The sequence below is a fragment of the Caballeronia sp. ATUFL_F2_KS9A genome (genome assembly GCF_023630765.1).
Taxonomy (GTDB): domain Bacteria; phylum Pseudomonadota; class Gammaproteobacteria; order Burkholderiales; family Burkholderiaceae; genus Caballeronia; species Caballeronia zhejiangensis.
The window spans coordinates 21,310-42,272 of sequence record NZ_JALQEK010000011.1; the positions used below are offsets into that span (position 1 = coordinate 21,310).

Annotated in this window: 16 protein-coding genes and 1 other RNA gene; 9 read left to right on the forward strand and 8 right to left on the reverse strand. The window is 63.7% G+C overall.

The genetic code is table 11. The annotated features are described in order from the left end of the window. Positions 1–130: 130 nt before the first annotated feature. Positions 131–745 carry a DUF2059 domain-containing protein gene (locus NCS67_RS09475; protein WP_008342389.1) on the reverse strand — a complete coding sequence of 205 codons (615 nt, stop codon included), beginning with the start codon at positions 743–745 and terminating at the stop codon, positions 131–133. 150 nt (positions 746–895) lie between these two features. Next, positions 896–3,541 (reverse strand): DNA gyrase subunit A, encoded by a 2,646-nt coding sequence (gene gyrA, locus NCS67_RS09480; RefSeq protein ID WP_075583528.1) that lies wholly within the window; start codon positions 3,539–3,541, stop codon positions 896–898. Positions 3,542–4,274: 733 nt separating this feature from the next. Between gyrA and ompA the strand changes: the two genes are divergently transcribed. The 4 genes from ompA to ssrA all read left to right on the forward strand — a co-directional run bounded on the left by ompA (position 4,275) and on the right by ssrA (position 7,015). Then, a complete protein-coding gene (ompA, locus tag NCS67_RS09485) occupies positions 4,275–4,937 on the forward strand; it encodes an outer membrane protein OmpA (protein WP_033537188.1) in 663 nt (220 codons plus the stop codon). 192 nt (positions 4,938–5,129) lie between these two features. Beyond that, positions 5,130–5,828 carry a bifunctional 2-polyprenyl-6-hydroxyphenol methylase/3-demethylubiquinol 3-O-methyltransferase UbiG gene (ubiG, locus tag NCS67_RS09490; RefSeq protein ID WP_008342396.1) on the forward strand — a complete coding sequence of 233 codons (699 nt, stop codon included), beginning with the start codon at positions 5,130–5,132 and terminating at the stop codon, positions 5,826–5,828. A gap of 4 nt (positions 5,829–5,832) precedes the next feature. Beyond that, positions 5,833–6,597, forward strand: coding sequence for a phosphoglycolate phosphatase (gene gph / locus NCS67_RS09495; RefSeq protein WP_008342397.1), 765 nt, complete (start codon positions 5,833–5,835; stop codon positions 6,595–6,597). A gap of 59 nt (positions 6,598–6,656) precedes the next feature. Next, positions 6,657–7,015: a transfer-messenger RNA gene (gene ssrA / locus NCS67_RS09500) on the forward strand. 383 nt (positions 7,016–7,398) lie between these two features. Here ssrA and NCS67_RS09505 read toward each other — a convergent pair. Next, positions 7,399–7,668, reverse strand: coding sequence for a hypothetical protein (locus NCS67_RS09505; protein WP_008342435.1), 270 nt, complete (start codon positions 7,666–7,668; stop codon positions 7,399–7,401). Positions 7,669–7,762: 94 nt separating this feature from the next. Then, positions 7,763–8,833 (reverse strand): substrate-binding domain-containing protein, encoded by a 1,071-nt coding sequence (locus NCS67_RS09510; protein ID WP_008342436.1) that lies wholly within the window; start codon positions 8,831–8,833, stop codon positions 7,763–7,765. A 128-nt stretch (positions 8,834–8,961) separates the two neighbouring features. On the opposite strand from NCS67_RS09510, the gene NCS67_RS09515 reads away from it, so the two are divergent. The 4 genes from NCS67_RS09515 to NCS67_RS09530 are packed head-to-tail and all read left to right on the forward strand — an operon-like array spanning position 8,962 to position 14,190. After that, positions 8,962–9,450 (forward strand): NAD(P)H-dependent oxidoreductase subunit E, encoded by a 489-nt coding sequence (locus tag NCS67_RS09515; RefSeq protein WP_008342437.1) that lies wholly within the window; start codon positions 8,962–8,964, stop codon positions 9,448–9,450. After that, the gene (locus tag NCS67_RS09520) at positions 9,447–11,003 is read left to right on the forward strand and encodes a formate dehydrogenase beta subunit (protein WP_250435004.1); all 1,557 of its coding nucleotides are present in this window, start codon (positions 9,447–9,449) and stop codon (positions 11,001–11,003) included. Before NCS67_RS09515 ends, NCS67_RS09520 begins: the two co-directional genes overlap by 4 nt. A 16-nt stretch (positions 11,004–11,019) precedes the next feature. Beyond that, complete coding sequence (gene fdhF, locus NCS67_RS09525) at positions 11,020–13,941, forward strand: formate dehydrogenase subunit alpha (protein WP_034472719.1); 2,922 nt, start codon at positions 11,020–11,022, stop codon at positions 13,939–13,941. Positions 13,942–13,944: 3 nt separating this feature from the next. Next, positions 13,945–14,190: a formate dehydrogenase subunit delta gene (locus tag NCS67_RS09530; RefSeq protein WP_008342440.1), complete on the forward strand. Its 246-nt coding sequence runs from the start codon at positions 13,945–13,947 to the stop codon at positions 14,188–14,190. Between the two features lie 31 nt (positions 14,191–14,221). On the opposite strand, the gene NCS67_RS09535 is transcribed toward NCS67_RS09530, so the two are convergent. The 3 genes from NCS67_RS09535 to NCS67_RS09545 are packed head-to-tail and all read right to left on the reverse strand — an operon-like array spanning position 14,222 to position 17,402. Next, positions 14,222–15,958 carry an FAD-dependent monooxygenase gene (locus tag NCS67_RS09535; protein ID WP_051996560.1) on the reverse strand — a complete coding sequence of 579 codons (1,737 nt, stop codon included), beginning with the start codon at positions 15,956–15,958 and terminating at the stop codon, positions 14,222–14,224. A 57-nt stretch (positions 15,959–16,015) separates the two neighbouring features. Next, positions 16,016–17,017, reverse strand: a complete 1,002-nt coding sequence (locus NCS67_RS09540) for a cation diffusion facilitator family transporter (protein ID WP_250435005.1) — start codon at positions 17,015–17,017, stop codon at positions 16,016–16,018. Between the two features lie 25 nt (positions 17,018–17,042). Further along, positions 17,043–17,402, reverse strand: coding sequence for an ArsR/SmtB family transcription factor (locus tag NCS67_RS09545; protein ID WP_085955275.1), 360 nt, complete (start codon positions 17,400–17,402; stop codon positions 17,043–17,045). 131 nt (positions 17,403–17,533) lie between these two features. Here NCS67_RS09545 and NCS67_RS09550 point away from each other — a divergent pair, with 131 nt between their 5' ends. Then, positions 17,534–19,393 carry a tetratricopeptide repeat protein gene (locus tag NCS67_RS09550; RefSeq protein ID WP_008342444.1) on the forward strand — a complete coding sequence of 620 codons (1,860 nt, stop codon included), beginning with the start codon at positions 17,534–17,536 and terminating at the stop codon, positions 19,391–19,393. 48 nt (positions 19,394–19,441) lie between these two features. Here NCS67_RS09550 and NCS67_RS09555 read toward each other — a convergent pair whose 3' ends face one another. Next, the gene (locus NCS67_RS09555; RefSeq protein ID WP_250435006.1) at positions 19,442–20,737 is read right to left on the reverse strand and encodes an MFS transporter; all 1,296 of its coding nucleotides are present in this window, start codon (positions 20,735–20,737) and stop codon (positions 19,442–19,444) included. Between the last annotated feature and the right edge of the window lie 226 nt (positions 20,738–20,963).

The following is a 20,963-nucleotide window of genomic DNA, read 5'->3' on the forward strand; positions in this document are numbered from 1 at the left end:
CGCGCCCGAAAAAGAAATGGCTGCTTGCGCTCGCGCGCAAACAGCCATTATCGCACTGTCCTGAAAACCCGCCAATGCACGGGGCGGTGAGCCCCGCCGGCGGATTCCCGTCAGGCCGACGTCATCGAGCTTACTTGGCGCTCGGCTTGACGCTCGCCACTTCCTGATCGGCTTGCGTGCGCGTTGCCTTGATGGCTTGCGGCATGTACTTCTGCATCAGGCCATTCACGACGTCGCGGCCAACCTGGTCCTGAACCTGGATGAACTTGCGGCCAGTCGTGCTCTTGTAGAAGTTGGTCAGATCCTTGATCTCGTCCGTCGAGTAGTACTTCGCGTATGCGTCGTACTGAGCTTGCATCGCGTCCTTGCGGAAGGCGTCGGTGGCGAAAACCTGGCCGGCGGAGTCGACCAGCTTCGGCACTGCGTTCTTCTGCAGCGTCGGAACGGCGGCTTGCTTCTGCTTGTCGTTCATCGTCTTGTTCTCGGACAGCGCGTCCGAGAGGATCGCCGGCACGAGTTGCTTCGATTGCATCTGCGCGCTGTTACCGATCGCACCGACCAGCTTCTGCGCGTCGATCGCGTCGAGCAGGTCCTTGATCGCGGCTTGCTTGGCCGGATCAACCGGTGCTGCTGCGGCTGCCGGTGCGGCCGTTTGCGCGGGCGCCTGATTCTGAAGCGACTGAGCCATCGCGAAGGTCGGCACGAAAGCGGCCAGCAACATCCACTGCTTGAAACGTCCTTGCATTATTACTCCCTGTAAAAAATATCCAGTTCAGCACTGGCGACGAGCGTTGCCTGTCGTTTCGACGCCGGCAACCCGCTCATGTCACGTCGCGCAGCTTAACCAATCCGAGCTTTCAAAAGCGATAACGAGAGCGTTGAGACACAAAAAATATCAGGCGTTTTCTTCGCCTTCACCATTTTCCGCGTCACCCGGTTTCGCTGCAGAATCTTCCGAACCGGCGTCTGCCTCGAGTTCGGCCTCGGCTTCCGCTTCGGCGATATGCTGCAGTCCCGACAACTTCGTACCCTCGTCAAGGCTGATGAGTGTAACACCTTGAGTTGCACGGCCCATTTCGCGGATTTCCGAAACTCGCGTGCGAATAAGCACGCCCGCGGTCGTGATCAGCATGATCTCGCTCTCCGGCTCGACGAGCGTCGCCGCGACGACGCGGCCGTTACGCTCCGACGTCTGGATCGCGATCATACCCTTCGTGCCGCGGCCATGACGCGTGTACTCGTTGATCGGGGTGCGCTTGCCATAGCCGTTCTCGGTCGCCGTCAGCACCGACTGATTCTCGCCGCCCGCAACGAGCATCGCGATGACCTGCTGCCCGTCTTCGAGCTGCATGCCGCGCACGCCGCGCGCCTCGCGGCCCATCGCGCGCACGTCGTTCTCGTCGAAGCGCACGGCCTTGCCCGCGTCGGAGAACAGCATGACGTCGTGCTGGCCGTCGGTGATGGCGGCGCCGATGAGGTAATCGCCCTCGTCGAGACCGACCGCGATGATGCCCTTCTTCATCGGACGGCTGAACGCTTCGAGCGGCGTCTTCTTGACCGTGCCGAGCGCGGTCGTCATGAATACGTACTTGTCGACGGAGAATTCCTTGACCGGCAGGACGACGTTGATCTTCTCGCCATCCTGCAGCGGGAACATGTTGACGATCGGACGGCCGCGCGAGTTGCGCGAGCCCTGCGGCACTTCATAGACCTTGATCCAGTACACGCGGCCGCGATTCGAGAAGCACAACATGTGATCGTGCGTGTTCGCGATGAAGAGCGTGTCGATCCAGTCGTCTTCCTTCATCTGCGTCGCCTGCTTGCCGCGACCGCCGCGCTTCTGCGCGCGATATTCGGAAAGCGGCTGCGACTTCACATAACCGGAATGCGACATGGTGACGACCATGTCCGTCGGCGTGATGAGGTCTTCGGTGTTGAGCTCGGTCGCGTTCATCTCGATACGAGAACGGCGGTCGTCGCCGAACTCGGCGCGAATCTGGCCCAGCTCCTCGACGATGATCTGGCGAATCCGCTCCGGCCGCGCGAGGATGTCGAGCAGGTCGGCGATCTGCGCCATCACTTCGCGATACTCGCCGACGATCTTGTCCTGCTCCAGACCCGTCAGGCGCTGCAGACGCATCTGCAGGATTTCCTGCGCCTGAACGTCCGACAATTTATACAGACCGTCTTCCTGCAGGCCGTATGCCGGATTCAGCCCTTCCGGACGATACGCCGCGCGGCCGCCCGAAGCCTCGGTCTCGGTGCGCGTGAGCATTTCGCGCACGAGCGACGAATCCCACGGACGCGCCATCAGTTCCTGCTTCGCGATAGGCGGCGTCGGCGCGGCCTTGATGATCGCGATGAATTCGTCGATGTTAGCGAGCGCGACAGCGAGACCTTCGAGCACGTGCCCGCGATCGCGGGCCTTGCGCAGTTCGTATACAGTGCGCCGCGTCAGCACTTCCCGTCGATGCGACAGGAAGCACTCGAGCATCTCCTTCAGGTTCAGGAGCTTCGGCTGGCCGTCGACGAGCGCGACCAGGTTCATGCCGAACGTGTCCTGCAGCTGAGTCTGCTTGTACAGGTTGTTCAGAATGACTTCCGGCACTTCCCCGCGCTTCAGCTCGATCACGACGCGCATGCCCGACTTGTCGGATTCGTCGCGAATATCGGAAATGCCTTCCAGCTTCTTCTCGTTGACGAGTTCGGCGATGCGCTCGAGCAGCGTGCGCTTGTTCACCTGATACGGAATTTCGTCGACGATGATGGCCATGCGCTGGCCGCGGTCGATCTCTTCGAAGTGCGTGGCCGCGCGCATCACGACGCGCCCGCGCCCCGTGCGATAACCGTCGCGCACGCCTGCCACGCCGTAGATGATGCCGGCGGTCGGGAAGTCCGGCGCCGGCACGATCTCGATGAGTTCGTCGACGGTGGCCTCGGGCGTATTCAGCAGATGCAGGCAGGCGTCGACGATTTCGCGCAGGTTGTGCGGCGGAATGTTGGTCGCCATGCCGACCGCGATGCCGGCCGAGCCATTGATCAGCAGATTGGGAATGCGCGCCGGCAGAACGAGCGGCTCGTTTTCGCTGCCGTCGTAGTTCGGCCCGAAGTCGACCGTTTCCTTGTCGATGTCGGCCAGAAGCTCGTGGCCGATCTTCGCCATGCGGATTTCGGTGTAACGCATCGCCGCGGCGTTGTCGCCGTCGACCGAACCGAAGTTGCCCTGGCCATCGACCAGCATGTAGCGCAGCGAGAACGGCTGCGCCATCCGAACGATCGTCTCGTAGACGGACGCGTCGCCGTGAGGATGGTACTTACCGATGACGTCACCGACGATACGCGCCGACTTCTTGTACGCGCGATTCCAGTCGTTGTTCAGCTCGTGCATCGAGTAGAGCGCCCGACGATGCACCGGCTTCAAGCCATCGCGTACATCGGGAAGCGCCCGCCCGACGATCACGCTCATCGCGTAATCGAGATACGAGCGGCGCATTTCCTCCTCGAGGGAGATTGGCAGAGTCTCTTTGGCGAATTGATCCATTATCCGTGTCTTGAACTATGCAGCGGCGACACGGCAGCGCGCGACGATTTCGCGAAACTCGCCCGTCAGCCGCACGACATGAGGCTGCCGCGGGGCGTAGCCGGCGTACGCTGCGCGCCCCCATATGCGGCGCACGCCTCTGAGCGCCGCGTACGGTGCATATGCTGCGCATGTCATATTTATGCGTGCGAACGCAGCGCATCAGGAGATTCTACCATGCGCGACATTAGCGCCCTGACGACTGCTGTATACATACAGTGTGTTGCGCCCGTCCAGCCGGAATGTGCACGCCGAGTTCGCATTGCGCAACGTCGTACCAATTACTTACAAAAACCGGGGAACGATTTCCGTCCTTTCGTCACTTCGGCGGGCTATCATGCCGCCTCGTCTTTTTGCTGATCGATAAAGTACCCGCGATAAAAACACGCAGGAAATGGCATTCAGGCACGCAATATGCGCGGATTTCGCGCCTTCTTCGGGCCTGACCGTCTCCTGTCCCCTTCTTGTTGCGCATGCACCACATAAGGTTGCGGGCGTGCAGCGTGCGGGGATATTTTTATCGTTGCAAGGGAACGATATGGCAAAATGCCAACGCACAAACTTAGACACTGCTCGAAGTCTATACAGCGCGTTTTGTTCCGTAGGGAATGTTATACTTCGAGCAATGTATGACTTGTCTTCGTCTACAGGCTCGCAGTAAACCTGCGGTAATCTCAATTTCGAGAGGAGAAATATGAATAAACTTTCAAAGCTCGCGTTCATTGCAGCTACCGCAGTTATGGCTGCATCGGCCTCGGCACAGTCGGTGCCGGCCTCGCGACAAGCCGTGAATGACAACTGGGTGAACGGTACGGGCGAGTATGTGTGGATGAACGGCACGAACGAACTGTGCTGGCGCGACGCATTCTGGACGCCGGCTACGGCAAACGCGAAGTGCGACGGCGCGCTGGTCGCGCAAGTTGCACCGCCGCCGACGCCGGTCGCTCCGCCGCCGCCTGCTATCACGACGCAGAAGATCACGTATCAAGCTGACGCCCTGTTCGACTTCGACAAGGCTGTTCTGAAGCCGGCTGGCAAGACGGCGCTTGACGACCTGGCATCGAAGATCGGCGCGCTGAACCTCGAAGTCGTGGTTGCAACGGGTTACACCGACCGCATCGGTTCGGACAAGTACAACGATCGTCTGTCGCTGCGCCGTGCGCAAGCTGTGAAGGCTTACCTGGTCAGCAAGGGCATCGAAGCGAACCGTATCTACACGGAAGGCAAGGGCAAGCGCGACCCGGTCACGAAGGGTAGCTGCCAACAGAAGAATCGCAAGCAACTCATCGCTTGCCTCGCACCGGATCGTCGCGTGGAAGTCGAAGTTGTCGGCACGACGCGTCAGCCGCAGCAGTAATAGCGAGCAGGATTGCCGCAGATCAAACCCCCGCCTCGGCGGGGGTTTTTTTATGCCCGAAGCATTTCGCGCATTCGTTTAATGGGCCGCCGATTCAGGTAGGCTTCGGCTATGGCGCGTTTTGCCCGCCCATTGCGTCGCCTATATACTCGGTCCTAATCGATTCACGACTCAAACAAGGCACTCCCGAACATGACCAACGTCGATCCCCACGAACTGCAGAAATTCAGCGAGCTCGCGCATCGCTGGTGGGACCCGAACGCCGAGTTCAAGCCGCTGCATGAACTGAACCCGGTTCGGCTCGACTGGATCGACGCGCACGCGCATCTGATGAGCAAACGCGTTCTCGACATCGGCTGCGGCGGCGGCATTTTGTCCGAGTCGATGGCCACGCGCGGCGCGAACGTCAAAGGCATCGACTTGTCGTCGAGCGCGCTCGGCGTCGCGGATCTGCACAGTCTCGAAAGCGGCGTCGAGGTCGCGTACGAAGAAATCTCGGCGGAAGCGCTCGCCGCGCGCGAACCGGGCTCATACGACGTCGTCACCTGCATGGAGATGCTCGAGCACGTTCCGAATCCCGCGGGCACCGTTGCCGCTTGCGCCGCGCTCGTGAAGCCGGGCGGCTGGGTATTCTTCTCCACGTTGAACCGGAACGCGAAGGCGTATTTGTTCGCCGTCATCGGCGCGGAATACATCGCGCGCATGCTGCCGCGCGGCACGCACGATTACGCGCGCTTCATCAAACCGTCGGAGCTCGCCACGTTCGCGCGCGCCGCCTCGCTCTTGCCCGTCGATATCAAGGGCATCACGTATCGGCCGATCTCCAGGCACTTCGGCCTGTCGAACGACACGAGCATCAACTACATGATGGCTTGCCGCCGCGAAGCCTGACGCCATGACCAACGACGATCCCTTGTCTACGGGCACCATCGATACCACGCCCCTTCCGGAAGACACGAATCCCCTGCCCCAGCGCCTTGCCGAAGGCGATGGCCTCGGGCTGTGCCAGGCCGTGCTGTTCGACCTCGACGGCACGATCGCCGACACCGCGCCCGACCTCGTCGCCGCGGTGAACAAGATGCGGCACGATCGCGGCCTCGAAATGCGCCCGCTCGAAACGTTGCGGCCGTTCGCGTCGGGGGGCGCGCGCGGTCTGCTCGGCGGCGCGTTCGAGATCGGGCCGGAGCATCACGACTTCGCGTCGATGCGCGAGGAATTCCTCGCCAATTACGAAGCCGATTTGTGCATCGAGACGACGCTCTTTCCGGGCATCGCCGAGATACTCGATCAACTCGATGCGCGCGGCGTGCGCTGGGGCATCGTCACGAACAAGGTGACGCGGTTCGCCGCGCCGCTCGTGGCCTTGCTGGGACTCGACACGCGCGCGGGCTGCCTCGTCTGCGGCGACACGACGCCGCATTCGAAGCCGCATCCGGCACCGCTCCTGCACGCGGCCGAGCTGCTGGATGTGGCGCCGGAGCGCATCGTCTATGTCGGCGACGATTTGCGCGACGTGCAGGCCGGTTTCGCAGCTGGCATGATCACCGTGGCGGCAGCCTACGGCTATTGCGGCGACGATATTCCGCCGCGCCGCTGGCACGCCAATCACGTCGTCGATTCGCCTGAGGAGTTGCAGCATCTGCTGCGTGACATCGCCTGACTTGAAAGTCCCGCGATTCGCCTCATATGGCTTTTCGTGGGATAATTTCTCTTCCGCTTGGGGGCGACCTGGTTTCGACAGGGGTTGTGAAGCGGTCAGGGCATACCGAGGACCCGTCACCTCGTTAATCAATGGGAAAAACGTAACTGCAAACGACGATACGTTCGCACTGGCAGCCTAAGGGCTAGCCGTCCTCTCACTAATTCGCTGACGGGTTAGGGTAGCAATACCACGAGAGGTCATATACGTCAGATAAGCTTTGGTGGCGTCACGACGCCCGAGTCGAAAATCTAGTGAATCGCCGTAACGCAGCGTGTTCGTCCGCGTCGTTACGGTTAAATCAAATGACAGAACTAAGTATGTAGAACTGGTCGTAGAGCGCTTCTGGACGCGGGTTCGATTCCCGCCGCCTCCACCAAAACACCCCCGTGAAACCCGCGATCGCGCAAGCATCGCGGGTTTTTCTTTGGCCGCACGGCAGGCACAACGACAGACGAAAAAAAAGCCCCGCACGGGGGCGGGGCAAACATCCTTGAGAGACATAGCGAGGACAGAGACAACCATCGCTACGTCCGAGAGAATAGGCGGCCACGCGCTGCGTTCGTATCGGAGCGGTCCGAATGCTGTTGCTTTGTGTCAATGACCAACAGATCGGAAGCCGGTTTACTCAGAAAACTCCGATTCTCGCCGTCCGAGCCTCAGCCTATTCTGAAGCTGCACTTCGGAACGTCGGCGGTTTGCGGCGGGCCAGGTGTCATTCCAAGTACCTTGGCCTCGCTCCGTGCGAGGTCTTTTTTTGCCTTAATTCGAACCGTCCTGCGGACACTTCAGATTGCAGCCGTTCGGATCGCCGTTATCGCCACGGCGGCGCATGGCCGATTTGCCCTGCTGATATTTCGCCGACGGCGCCGACGCCGCGAACTGCATCTGCGGATGCTCGTTCAAACGGAATTGGTCCTGCAGCACGCCGCCCGGCACGCCCGGCGAGTTCTGGGCAAAGGCGACGGGAACCATATAGATCGCGCCAGCGACGAGCGCGGCGGAAGAACAAGCAAGCAACGAGAGTTTCATGGCAGTGAAGTCGACAGCAAAGCGTTAGGTTAGCTCAATTCGCCGTCGATGGCAGTTTTGCGTCCGCCCCGCTCTTTTACAGCGTGTTTCCGTTTCAGCCGTGCAGGCCTTCGTCGACATCGACGAGCAAGCCGCAGTGCGCCGGATCGTAGCCCTCCAGATGAGCGACGCTCTCCGTGAAGCCGTCGCTGCGCAAAATGCGCAGCACCGACGCGAGCTGCGCCTCGTCGAGCCGGGCGCGCTCGCACGCGAAGAAGTAATCCTCGTCGATGATCGGGATGAAATCGAGCGCGAAATGATGAGCGGCGGGCTGCACGCCGAAGCCGAGATCGGCCATGCCGCTCGCGACGAACGCGGCGATCGCCGAATGCGTGAGCTCGGTGGTCGCGTAGCCGTTGATTTGATCGGGATCGACGCCCACGCTACGCAACGACAGATCGAGCAGCATGCGCGTGCCCGAACCCGGCTGACGATTGACGAAGCGCACGTCGCCGCGCGCGAGATCGCGCAAGCCGGAAATCTGCTTCGGATTGCCCTTCGGCAGAAACAGCCCTTGAGTGCGGCGTGTGAGCCGGATGAGCTGATGCCTGTTCCGGTCCAGAAACGGCCGATAAATGTCCGCGCAAGTGGAACGGAATTCGCCGATCGGCAAGTGAAAGCCCGCCAGTTCGCACTCGCCGCGCGCGAGGGCGCTCACCGCTTCGGCGCTCTCGCGATATTTGATGTCGACCGGCACGCGTTGATCGCCCAGCGCGCGCACGAGCGCCGCGACCGCGTAACCGTGCGACGCGTGAATCCGCACCTGGCTGACGCCGCCCGCGAGACGCCGGTTCAGCTCGATGGCCACATCGTTCGCCACCGCCTGCAACGGCGTTTCGAGCCGCTCGCCGCACACGCGCTGCGCGCGCAATACCGATTCGCCCAGTTCGGACAGCACCGAGCCGCGACCGCGCGATTTGGTGATGAGCGCACCGCCCAGCCGCGCTTCGATTTCGCGCAACAAACCCCACGCGTGACGATAGGACAAACCCTTAGCGCTCGCGGCGTTCGCGATGCTGCCCGTCTGCGCGACGAGCTTCAAAAGCGGCACAACCGCGCTGAGACTGGTTTCCCGGCCATCCGCGTCGCGCAGGATCAGCTCCGCGCGGCATTCGACGTCCACCATATGCACTCCCCCTTCCTATTGCCAAGATATATCACGACGCCTATTGTTCTTTTACAGGCTCGGCACCCGTAATTATATCCGTCCAAATATGTACCAACAAAACATATGCCGAGTGTTGGAGGAGCCCCATGACACATCCGCAGCTTTCCGCCGCTGCATCCGCTGAAATCGTGCGTCGCCACGCAGTACAAGGCGCGACGTTGATGACCATTCTTCACGCCATCCAGGACGAAGTCGGCTATGTGCCGGAGACGGCGATCGCGCCGCTCGCACAAACGCTGTCGCTGTCGCGCGCAGAAGTTCATGGCGTCGTCACGTATTACCATCACTTCCGGTCCGCCCCGCCCGCGCGCGTGACCGTGCAGCTTTGCCGCGCGGAAGCGTGCCGCAGCATGGGCACGGAAGCGCTGAAGGATCACATCGAAGGACACACGGGTTGCCGCTTCGACAGCGGCCATGCCGAAGAGACCGAGCTCGAATCCGTGTTCTGCCTCGGTCAATGCGCGCTCTCCCCGGCGATGACGATCAACGGCGAACTGCACGCGCGCGTGACGCCGGCGAAGTTCGACCGCCTGTATGCAGCGGCGCAGACGAAAGTCGCGGAGGTGACGGCATGACCCGCATCTATGTACCGATCGATTCCGCCGCGCTCGCGCTGGGCGCGGACGCCGTCGCGCAAGCCATCGCGAGCGAAGCGCTGAAGCGCGGCCTCGACGTCCAACTCGTGCGCAACGGCTCGCGCGGCCTCTTCTATCTCGAACCGCTCGTCGAGGTCGAGACGCCGGACGGGCGCATCGGCTATTCGAACGTCGACGTGGAAGACGTCGCCTCGCTCTTCGATGCGGGCTTCCACGAAGGCAGCGCGCATGAAAAGAACGTCGGCATCGTCGATGAGATTCCGTATCTGAAGAACCAGCAGCGTCTGACGTTCGCGCGCATCGGCATTACCGATCCGTTGTCGATCGACGATTACGTCGCGCTCGGCGGACTCGATGGCCTGCGCAACGTGCTCGACATGAACGGCGACGCCGTCTGCGCAGCGCTGCTCGATTCCGGCCTGCGCGGACGCGGCGGCGCGGCGTTTCCGGCGGGCATCAAATGGAAGACCGTGCGCGGCGCGCTGGCGGACCAGAAATACATCGTCTGCAATGCCGACGAAGGCGACTCCGGCACGTTCTCCGACCGCCTCGTCATGGAAAGCGATCCGTACATGCTGATCGAAGGCATGATCATCGCGGGCGTGGCGGTCGGCGCGACCAAGGGCTACATCTATGTGCGCAGCGAGTATCCGCATTCGATCGCGACGCTGAACCGTGCGATCGACAAGGCGCGCGACGCGGGCTGGCTCGGCGCGAGCGTGCTCGGCACGTCGCACGAGTTCGAGCTGTATGTCGCAAAGGGCGCGGGCGCGTACGTGTGCGGCGAGGAAACGGCGCTGCTCGAATCGCTCGAAGGCAAGCGCGGCATCGTGCGCGCGAAGCCGCCGGTGCCCGCGCTCACGGGTCTGTACGGCAAGCCGACGGTCATCAACAACGTCATCACGCTCGCGACGGTGCCGATCATCTTCGCGAAGGGCGCGGCCTTCTATCGCGACTTCGGCATGGGCCGTTCGCGCGGCACGCTGCCCTTCCAGATCGCCGGCAACGTGAAGCAAGGCGGACTCGTCGAACTCGCGTTCGGCGTGACGCTGCGCGAGCTGATCTATACCTACGGCGACGGCACCGCGAGCGGACGTCCCGCGCGCGCGGTGCAAGTCGGCGGTCCGCTCGGCACGTATCTGCCGGAAAGCCAGTGGGATATTCCGCTCGATTACGAGGAGTACGCGAAGGTCGGCGCGGTGGTCGGCCACGGCGGGCTCGTCGTTCACGACGACACGTCGAACCTTGCCGAGCTCGCGCAATACGCGATGCACTTCTGCGCGCTCGAATCGTGCGGCAAGTGCACGCCGTGCCGCATCGGCTCGACGCGCGGCGAGGAAGTCATCGCGAAGATTCGCGAGGGCGATACGTCGGTGAAGCAGATCACGCTCTTGCGCGAACTGTGCGACACGATGGTGTCCGGCTCGCTCTGCGCGATGGGCGGCATGACGCCGTTTCCGGTGATGTCCGCGCTCGATCACTTCCCCGAAGATTTCGGCTTGCCCCGCACGCCCGCGCAGAAGGCGGCGTAAAGAAAAGGAGACAAACATGTCCAACACCATCAACGGCTGCGGCTCCGGCAACTGCGCGTGCAAGAGCGCGGCATCGGTGCAGCGCCGCGATCCGTTCGACGAAACCGACTACGGCACGCCGCTGCGTCATGCGGATGTCGACGTGACGCTGGAAATCGACGGCGAAAGCGTCACGGTTCCGGCCGGCACGTCCGTGATGCGCGCCGCGATCGAAGCCGGCGTCAACGTGCCGAAGCTCTGCGCCACCGATTCGCTCGAACCGTGGGGTTCGTGCCGCCTGTGCCTCGTCGAGATCGAAGGCAAGCGCGGCTATCCGGCATCGTGCACGACGCCCGTCGAAGCGGGCATGAAAGTACGCACGCAAAGCGACAAGCTGCAATCGCTGCGCAAGAACGTGATGGAGCTCTATATCTCCGATCACCCGCTCGACTGCCTCACCTGTCCCGCCAACGGCGATTGCGAGTTGCAGGACATGGCGGGCGTCGTCGGCTTGCGCGAAGTGCGCTATGGCTACGAAGGCGCAAACCATCTGAAGGACAAGAAGGACGAGTCGAACCCGTACTTCACCTACGATCCGTCGAAGTGCATCGTCTGCAATCGATGCGTGCGCGCGTGCGAGGAAACGCAAGGCACGTTCGCGTTGACCATCGCCGGACGCGGCTTCGAATCGCGCGTCGCCGCGAGCGAAAACGTGCCGTTCATGGAAAGCGAATGCGTGTCGTGCGGCGCGTGCGTCGCCGCGTGCCCGACCGCGACGCTGCAGGAAAAGAGCGTCATCATGCTCGGCCAGGCGGAGCATTCCGCCATCACGACGTGCGCGTATTGCGGCGTCGGCTGCTCGCTCAAGGCGGAGATGAAGGGCAACACCGTCGTGCGCATGACGCCGAACAAGAACGGCCAGGCGAACGAAGGCCACGCGTGCGTGAAGGGCCGCTTCGCATGGGGTTACGCGACGCACAAGGACCGCATCAAGAAGCCGATGATCCGCGCGAAGATCACCGATCCGTGGCGCGAAGTGTCGTGGGACGAAGCGCTCAACTATGCGGCGAGCGAGTTCCGCCGCATTCAGGACAAGTACGGACGCGATTCGATCGGCGGCATCACGTCGTCGCGCTGCACGAACGAAGAGACGTATCTCGTGCAGAAGCTCGTGCGGGCGGCGTTCGGCAACAACAACGTCGATACCTGCGCGCGCGTCTGCCATTCGCCGACCGGTTACGGCCTCAAGACGACGCTCGGCGAATCGGCGGGCACGCAGACGTTCGCATCGGTGGAACAGTCGGATGTGATCATCGTGATCGGCGCGAATCCGACCGACGGCCATCCCGTCTTCGGCTCGCGGCTGAAGCGCCGCGTGCGTGAAGGCGCGAAGCTGATCGTGATCGATCCGCGCCGCATCGATATCGTCGATACGCCGCACGTCAAGGCGCAGTATCACCTGCAATTGCGCCCCGGCACGAACGTCGCGATGGTCAATTCGCTCGCGCACGTGATCGTCACGGAAGGCTTGCTGAAGGACGATTTCATCGCCGAGCGCTGCGAGGAGCGCGCGTTCGGCCAATGGCGCGATTTCGTCGCGACGGAAGAGAACTCGCCCGAAGCGATGGAAAGCGTCACCGGCGTGCCCGCGAAACTGGTGCGCGAAGCCGCGCGCGTGTACGCGACGGGCGGCAACGGCGCGATCTATTACGGCCTCGGCGTCACGGAGCACGCGCAAGGCTCGACGACGGTCATGGGCATCGCGAACCTCGCGATGGCGACCGGCAATGTCGGCCGTGAAGGCGTCGGCGTGAATCCGCTGCGCGGCCAGAACAACGTGCAGGGCTCGTGCGACATGGGCTCGTTCCCGCACGAGCTGCCGGGCTATCGGCATATCGGCGATGCTGCGACGCGCTCGCTCTTCGAAGAAGCGTGGGATGTGAAGCTGCAGCCGGAACCCGGCCTGCGCATTCCGAACATGTTCGATGCCGCGATGCACGGAACCTTCATGGGCCTTTATTGCCAGGGCGAGGACATCGTTCAGTCGGATCCGAACACGCAGCACGTCGCCGATGCGCTGTCGTCGATGGAATGCATCGTCGTGCAGGACATCTTCCTGAACGAGACGGCGAAGTACGCGCACGTGCTCTTGCCCGGTTCGACCTTCCTCGAAAAGGACGGCACCTTCACCAACGCCGAGCGCCGCATCTCGCGCGTGCGCAAGGTGATGCCGCCGCTCGCGGGCTTCTCCGACTGGGAAGTGACCATCAAGCTTTCGCGCGCGCTCGGCTACGAGATGAACTACGCGAACCCGTCCGAGATCATGGACGAGATCGCGCGTCTCACGCCGACGTTCCACGGTGTCTCGTACGAACGTCTCGACGAGCTCGGCAGCATCCAGTGGCCGTGCAACGAGCGCGCGCCGGACGGCACGCCGACCATGCACATCGACGAATTCGTGCGCGGCAAGGGACGCTTCGTCATTACGAAGTTCGTCGCGACGCCGGAAAAGGTCACGCGCAAATATCCGCTGCTGCTCACGACGGGGCGCATCCTGTCGCAATACAACGTGGGCGCGCAGACGCGTCGTACCGAAAACTCGCAATGGCACGACGAGGATCGCCTGGAGATCCATCCGGTCGACGCGGAAGATCGCGGCATCAAGATGGACGACTGGGTCGGCATCGAGTCGCGCGCGGGGCAGACCGTGTTGCGCGCGAAGATCTCGGAGCGCATGCAGCCGGGCGTCGTCTATACGACGTTCCACTTCCCCGAGTCGGGCGCGAACGTCATCACGACGGATTCTTCCGACTGGGCGACGAACTGTCCGGAGTACAAGGTGACGGCGGTGCAGGTGATGCCGGTCGAGCAGCCGTCGCAATGGCAGAAGGAGTATTCGCGCTTCAACACGCAGCAGCTCGAACTGCTCAACCTCGCCACGACTTCTTCAGGAAAATAAGCAATGGATGTCGATAACCTGATCGAGATGGCGAACCGCATCGGCGAATTCTTCGATTCGATGCCGGACCGCCCCGAAGCCGTCGATAGCGTCGCGGACCACATCCGCCGGTTCTGGGAGCCGCGCATGCGGCTCGCGATTCTCGCCGCGCTCGACAATCCGGAAGCGAGCGCGACGATGGAGCCGATCGTGCGCGAGGCGCTCAGTCTGCATCGAATAGATCTGACGCCGAAAGCTGCGACCGCCTGAAACCCTCGAAGCCCTGCACCGCAGGGCTTTTTCAATCCTCCCGATACTCGCGTTGCGGCTGCCGCTCGATGTTCGTCTCCTGCGCGCCGAACCACGTTTCGCAGTGACGCAAGAGCGCGTGCACATCCGACGGCGCCCGCCCGCGCGCCGCGATATAGCCATCGGGACGCACGAGATAGAACGCGGGGCGCGTGCGGCCATAGTTGTCGGTGAGCGAGTTCGCGCCGTCGCCTTGCGTATCGGTGATGCGCCACACGCGCACCGCGTTCGGCAGGATCGCTTCGACGGACTGCGCGAGGCCGTCGAGATCGGGATCGCGCATCGCGTGGGCGACGGTGATCGTCGCGGGCGCGAGGGCGATATCGTCCTCGCCCGACGGATTCACCAGCAGAAACAGCGAGAAGCAGCCGGGATCGTGCAGATCGTAAAGACAGCCGACGCCCGGCAAACGCCCGAGCGGCCCGTCGACGACATGCACACGCGCATCGGGCGCGCGCTCGCCCGCGCGCGGACCGCCGTCGAGCAGACGCTCCAGCGTGAGCGGACTCTTGCGATAGTTGATCGACAGCTCGCTGACCGTGCGCCGCATCGCGTCGCGCAACGGACCGATCGCGGCGAGCGCGGGCATCACGTGATCGCGCATCAGCTTCATCGGGCCATGCTCGGCGCCTGCCATCTGCGTGAGCATGCTCGATTGCCGCAGCACGTCGCGCTCGATCGGATGCCGCTCCATGTGATAAGTGTCGAGCAGCCGCTCGGGCGCGTTGCCCGCGAGCATGCGAGCGATCTTCCAGCCGAGATTGAATGCTTCCTGAATGCCGGTGTTCATGCCCTGCGCGCCGGCGGGACTATGCACGTGCGCCGAATCGCCGGCCAGGAACACGCGCTCCACGCGAAGCTTGTCGACCATGCGGCTATTCAGATGAAAGTACGACGACCACGTCATGTTCGACAGCGCGATCTTGTGATGCACGCGCCGCTCGACGAGCGCGCGGCATTCGTCGAGCGTCGGGCCGGCTTTCGCGCCGGCCGCGTTGACCGCGCTTGCGGCAGGCGCGGGCAGATCGGCGATCAGGCGCGCGCGGTCGCCGCCCATCGGAAAGAGCGCGGCCAAGCCTTCGCCCGAAGCGAAGATGTGAAATTCGTCGTCGGGCCAGTCGGAGTCCGCATCGAGATCGGCGAGCAGGTACGTTTGATCGAACGTCTTGCCGTCGAAACCGATGCCGAGCCGATGCCGCACGAAACTGTGCGCGCCGTCCGCGGCGATCAGATACGAAGGCCGCAGCAGCTCGTCGCGCCCGTTCGGATGGCGCAGCGTCGCGTGCAGACCGGCGGAGCCTTGCGACACATCGACCACTTCGACACCGCGCTCGATATCGACGCGACAGCCCGCCAGATGCTCGGCGAGCAGACGTTCGGTCTGCGACTGTTCGAGAAAGAGCAGATACGGATAACGCGTCTGCAGCGGATCGAAATCGAGGCGCGCGAGGCGCTGGCCGTTGGAATAGAGATTCGCGACGCGCGCGCGATGGCCGAGCTCGAGAAACGGCTTGACGACGCGATGCTGTTCGAAGAGTTCGAGCGTGCGCGCCTGAATGCCGATCGCGCGTGAATGCGGCGACGGCTCGCGCGCGCGGTCGACGAGCCTCACCGGAATGTGCGCGCGCGCGAGACTCATCGCGGCGGCGAGGCCCGTCGGACCGGCGCCGACGATGAGAACGGGCGCCACGTCCAGCTTGTCGTTCGGATTCAGCTTTGGCGCGAACATGCAGTCGGTCCTCCCTGAAACGTCACGCGCTCTAGTGTACGCCCGCGAACCGCTCGCTCAGTGGGCGTGGCCGCGCTCGCTGAGCACGCACGCCTGGCATGCCTCGCCGAACTCGACCTGCACGGTCGCGTGATGCATCGAATATTCGCTGCGCAAGGTCGTGACGACGTCCTGCACGAACGCATCGCCGGGATGGCCTTGCGGCATCACGAGATGCACGGTGAGCGCGTTTTCGGTCGTCGAGAGCGCCCAGACGTGCAGGTCGTGGACGTCGCGCACGCCGGGAAGCCCGGTCAGATATCGCTCGATGCGCGACATGTCGACCGAAGGCGGAACGGCGGCCATCGCGAGGCGCATCGCGTCGCGCCCGAGTCCCCAGGTGCCGTAGACGATCACCGACACGACGATCAGGCTCATCAGCGGATCGAGCCAGCTCGCGCCCGTGAACAGGATGATGAGGCCGCTCACCGCGACGGCGGCGGAGATCGCGGCATCGGCGGCCATGTGCAGGAACGCACCGCGCACGTTGAGGTCTTCCTTGCTGCCGTGCATGAAGAGCCACGCGGAAAAGCCGTTCACGACCATGCCGAGCGTCGCGACGATGAACACGTCGAGGCCCGCGACGGGCGCCGGGTTGAAGAGACGCTCGATCGCTTCGAGGACGATGGCGCCGCACGCGAACAGCAGGAGCGCGGCGTTGGCGAGCGACGCCAGAATCGACGAGCTGCCGAGACCGAACGTATAGCGCGCGTTCGGCCGGCGCTTGCCGAGCCACACGGCGCCCCACGCGAGCAGCAGGCCGAGCACATCGGAGAGATTGTGGCCGGCGTCGGCGAGCAGCGCGGTCGAATGCGCGAGAAAGCCGTAGATGGCCTGCACGATCACGATCAGCAGATTCAGGCCGACCGCGAGCGCGAACGTGCGGCCCTGCCCTTCCTGCGGCGCGTGATGATGGTGATGTCCATGTCCGCCGTGCCCGTGCCCGTGCCCGTGCGCGTGCCCGTGCTCGTGCTCGTGCCCGTCGTGATGCTCGTGTTTGTCGTGCTGATGCGTGCTCATCGGCGTGCTCGTTGTTCGGTGAGTGTCATTCGATGTCCGCGGCATCGGCCTGCGGCTCCGCGATGTGCTCTCGCAACTCGGCGAGCATCGTGCTGATATGGCGATCCGCCGCCACGTAGAAAACCTGCTTGCCCTGGCGTTCGGCCCGCACGATTCGCGCCGCGCGCAAGAGCCGCAGATGATGGCTCACCAGCGACGCGGACAACCCGAGCAACTCCGCGATCGCCCCCACCGCGCGCTTGCGTTCGACGCACGCGAGCACGATGCGCAGGCGCGTCGGGTCGCCGAGCAGACGGAACAGATCGGCGAGCGGCACGACGCGGTCATCCGAAGTGATCGGGACGGCGGCGGAAGAATCGGAAACCGGATCGGAAGCCACGGACATCGTCAACATATGAATAGATGTTCATATGTTAAGTGCCATCGCCGCAACAAGTCAACGTCGCTTTGGCAGGGCGCTGTCCCCGGTGTGGGAAAATGCGAGGTTTGCTTTTCCGGGACAGCAGTTTCCCCGTCATGGACACCGTATTCGCCCGCGGTTTCGCGGCCCATCGCGACGGTCGCCTGACCGACGCGGAGCGCGACTATCAGGCCGCGCTCGCCGCCGAACCCCATCATGTCGACGCCTTGCACTATCTCGGCGTGCTGCGCCATCAACAGGGCCAGCACGCGGAGGCGGCCGAGCTCGTGCGCCGCGCGGTCGACCTGCGCCCGACCGATGCCGGCCTGCAGCTCAATCTCGGCAACGCGCTGAAGGCGCTCGGCCGTCTCGACGACGCGATCGAGCGCTTTCGCAACGCGCTCACGCTCGCGCCGGGCTTTCCGCTCGCGCAGTACAACCTCGGCAACGCCTACACGGCGGCCGGCCGTCACGAAGACGCCGCCGACGCGTTCGAGAAGGCGCTGCGCCTGCAGCCGAACGACGCCGCCGCGTGGAACAACTTCGGCAACTCGCTTTCCGCGCTGCAGCGCTTCAAAGACGCCGCGCAGGCGTTCAGGCGCGCGCTCGCGCTGCGTCCGCGTCATGCCGGCGCGCACAACAATCTCGGCATGGCGTTGAACGCGCTCGGCGATACCCTCGGCGCGATCGCGCACTTTCGCGCCGCGCTCGACGCCGAGCCCAACTACGTCGCCGCGCACTTCAATCTCGGCAATCTCCTCGAAACGCACGGCCATCCGGAAGACGCGCTGCCAGCGCTGCAGAAAGCCGTCGCCTTGCATCCGCATTTCGCGCCGGGCTATTTCGGGCTTGGTCACGCGCTCGCGAAGCTGGGCCGTCACGATGACGCCATCGCGCACTTCGAGCGCGCGGTCGGGCTCGATCCGAAATACGGCGTCGCCTGGCTGTGCCTCGGCAACGCGCGGCTTGCGCTCGGCGCGCATCAGGCGGCGCTGCGCGCATTCGACGAAGCGTTGCGCATCGATCCTTCGATGCCCGCCGCGCATCTGAACCGGGCGCTGGCCCTGCTCGCCATCGGCGATTACGCGCGCGGTCTCGCCGGTTACGAGTGGCGTCTGCAGACGCCCGGCAGCGAGCCGCCGCCGCGCCTGCCACGCTGGAACGGCGAACCGATGCCGGGCCGCACGCTGCTCGTGCGCGCCGAGCAGGGCTTTGGCGACACCTTGCAGTTCGCGCGTTTCGTGCCGTTCGCGGCGAAGCTCGCCGGCAAGCTGGTGCTCGAAGTGCAGCCCGCGCTCGTGCCGCTGCTCGCGCCTGCCGCGCATGCCGCGCGCGTGGAACTGAAGAGCAAGTCCGATGGCGTCCCGGTGCACGCCGACGCGTTCTGTCCGCTGTTAAGCCTGCCGCTCGCGCTCGGCATGACCGCGCTCGACGCGATCCCGGCGCGCGCGCCCTATCTCGTCGTGCCCGCCGAATACCGGCGCAAGTGGCGCGGCTCGATCGGTGGCCAGCACAAGCGCAAGATCGGCATCGCCTGGTCCGGACGGATGCAGCCGGGCGAAACGCGCTCGATCCCTGTCGCCGAGCTCGCGCCGCTGTTCGCGCTCGAAGGCATCGACTGGGTCGTGCTGCAGCCGTTCGTCACGGGCCGCGAGCGTGACTTGCTGGGCGCGCATCCGAACGCGGCATCGATTCATCTGCTGGAAAACCGGCTCGAAAACTTCGCCGATACGGGCGCGATCGTCGATCGGCTCGACGCCGTCGTCTCCGTCGATACGTCCGTCGCGCACCTCGCGGGCGCGCTCGGCAAGCCGCTCTGGGTAATGCTGCCGTTCGCCGCCGACTGGCGCTGGGGCATCGGCAGCGCCGAATGCGCGTGGTATCCGGGCGCGCGGCTCGTGCGTCAGCGCGCGCCGGGGCAATGGCGCGAAGTCATCGACGACACCGCGGCGGCGCTGGCGGCGCTTCCCGCATAAAAAATCCCCGCTTCATCGGCGGGGATTTTTTTCGACTGTTCAGCCGGATCACGCCGTCTTGTACTGATTGCGCGCCTCGGGCGACCGATACAGCACGAGCGTCGCGATCAGGCCGCACACCGCGGCAAGTCCCATCCACAGTCCGGGCGCGGCCTTGTTGCCGGTCGCGTGGATCAGATACGTCGAGATCGCGGGCGTGAAACCGCCGATGGTCGTCGCGAGGCTATAGGCCATCGAGAAGCCGGTCGTGCGTACATCGACGGGCATTACTTCGGTCAGCGCGACCACCATCGCGCCGTTGTAGCTGCCGTACAGGAACGAGAGCCACAGTTCGCACATCAGCAAACGCACGAACGACGGCTCCGCGACGAGCCATTGCACGACCGGATACGACGTCAGAATGGTGAGAATCGTAAAGACGAGCAGCACCGGGCGGCGGCCGACGCGATCCGAGACCGCGCCCATCAGCGGCAGCCAGACGAGATTCGAGATGCCGACGCATACGGTCACGACGAGCGCATCGATCGCGGAGAGCTTCAGCACTTCCTTGCCGAAGGTCGGCGTGTACGCGGTGATCATGTAGAACGACACCGTCGTCATGATGACCATGCCCATGCCGGCCAGCACGACGCCCCAGTTCTGCCCGATCGAGCGCGCGATCTCGCCCATGCTCGGACGATGCTTCCGCGCGAGGAACTCGTCTGTTTCACGCAGCGAGCGCCGCACGATGAAGAGAAACGGCACGATCAGGCAGCCGATCAAAAACGGCACGCGCCAGCCCCACGCGGTCATCTGCTCGGGCGGAAGGAGCCGGTTCATGATGACGCCGATCAGGGCGGCGAACACGACGGCGACCTGCTGGCTGCCCGACTGCCACGAACAATAGAAGCCCTTGTTGCCCTTGGTCGCGATTTCGGACAGATACACGGAGACGCCGCCCAGCTCCACGCCGGCCGAGAATCCTTGCAGCAGCCGCCCGCCTAGTACGATGACCGGCGCGAGCGCACCGATGGTCGCGTAGCCCGGCACGAGCGCGACGCACGCGGTCCCGGCGGCCATCAGCCCGAGCGTGAGGATCAGGCCCTTGCGCCGGCCGTGATGATCGATATAGGCGCCGAGCACGATGGCGCCGACCGGCCGCATCAGAAAGCCCGCGCCGAAGACGGACAGCGCGAGCATCAGCGAGGCGAATTCGTTGCCGCTCGGAAAATAGGTTTTGGCGATCGCCGAGGCGTAATAGCCGTAGACCATGAAGTCATACATTTCGAGGAAGTTTCCGCTGACGACGCGAAACACCGTCTTGAACTTCGACTCGTTGGCGGGTGCTACGTGGGCTGTGGACATGAATTTCTCGAAAGAGCTGTGGGCGCACTTCAGTTTTTGGTTTCGGCGTGGCCGCAAGACCGTAGACGGTCGCCGTGCTCGGCCGGCCGCGACGACGGGACGACTTGTGCCATCTTTTGTAAGCGCAACGTCGACAATCTTAACGCCGCGCCGCTCGCGACTGTACACAACTTCGCGCAATATCGCCGAAATAAAGCTTAAAATACGATTACGTATGCCTAACTTT

Coding starts and splice junctions, on each gene's coding strand:
- ompA (WP_033537188.1), top strand. CDS start 4,275: ATGAATAAACTTTCAAAGCTCGCGTTCATTGCAGCTACCGCAGTTATG.
- NCS67_RS09475 (WP_008342389.1), bottom strand. CDS start 745: ATGCAAGGACGTTTCAAGCAGTGGATGTTGCTGGCCGCTTTCGTGCCG.
- gyrA (WP_075583528.1), bottom strand. CDS start 3,541: ATGGATCAATTCGCCAAAGAGACTCTGCCAATCTCCCTCGAGGAGGAA.
- NCS67_RS09520 (WP_250435004.1), top strand. CDS start 9,447: ATGACCCGCATCTATGTACCGATCGATTCCGCCGCGCTCGCGCTGGGC.
- NCS67_RS09545 (WP_085955275.1), bottom strand. CDS start 17,402: ATGTCCGTGGCTTCCGATCCGGTTTCCGATTCTTCCGCCGCCGTCCCG.
- NCS67_RS09530 (WP_008342440.1), top strand. CDS start 13,945: ATGGATGTCGATAACCTGATCGAGATGGCGAACCGCATCGGCGAATTC.
- NCS67_RS09550 (WP_008342444.1), top strand. CDS start 17,534: ATGGACACCGTATTCGCCCGCGGTTTCGCGGCCCATCGCGACGGTCGC.
- fdhF (WP_034472719.1), top strand. CDS start 11,020: ATGTCCAACACCATCAACGGCTGCGGCTCCGGCAACTGCGCGTGCAAG.
- NCS67_RS09535 (WP_051996560.1), bottom strand. CDS start 15,958: ATGTTCGCGCCAAAGCTGAATCCGAACGACAAGCTGGACGTGGCGCCC.
- NCS67_RS09540 (WP_250435005.1), bottom strand. CDS start 17,017: ATGAGCACGCATCAGCACGACAAACACGAGCATCACGACGGGCACGAG.
- NCS67_RS09505 (WP_008342435.1), bottom strand. CDS start 7,668: ATGAAACTCTCGTTGCTTGCTTGTTCTTCCGCCGCGCTCGTCGCTGGC.
- NCS67_RS09515 (WP_008342437.1), top strand. CDS start 8,962: ATGACACATCCGCAGCTTTCCGCCGCTGCATCCGCTGAAATCGTGCGT.
- gph (WP_008342397.1), top strand. CDS start 5,833: ATGACCAACGACGATCCCTTGTCTACGGGCACCATCGATACCACGCCC.
- NCS67_RS09510 (WP_008342436.1), bottom strand. CDS start 8,833: ATGGTGGACGTCGAATGCCGCGCGGAGCTGATCCTGCGCGACGCGGAT.
- ubiG (WP_008342396.1), top strand. CDS start 5,130: ATGACCAACGTCGATCCCCACGAACTGCAGAAATTCAGCGAGCTCGCG.
- NCS67_RS09555 (WP_250435006.1), bottom strand. CDS start 20,737: ATGTCCACAGCCCACGTAGCACCCGCCAACGAGTCGAAGTTCAAGACG.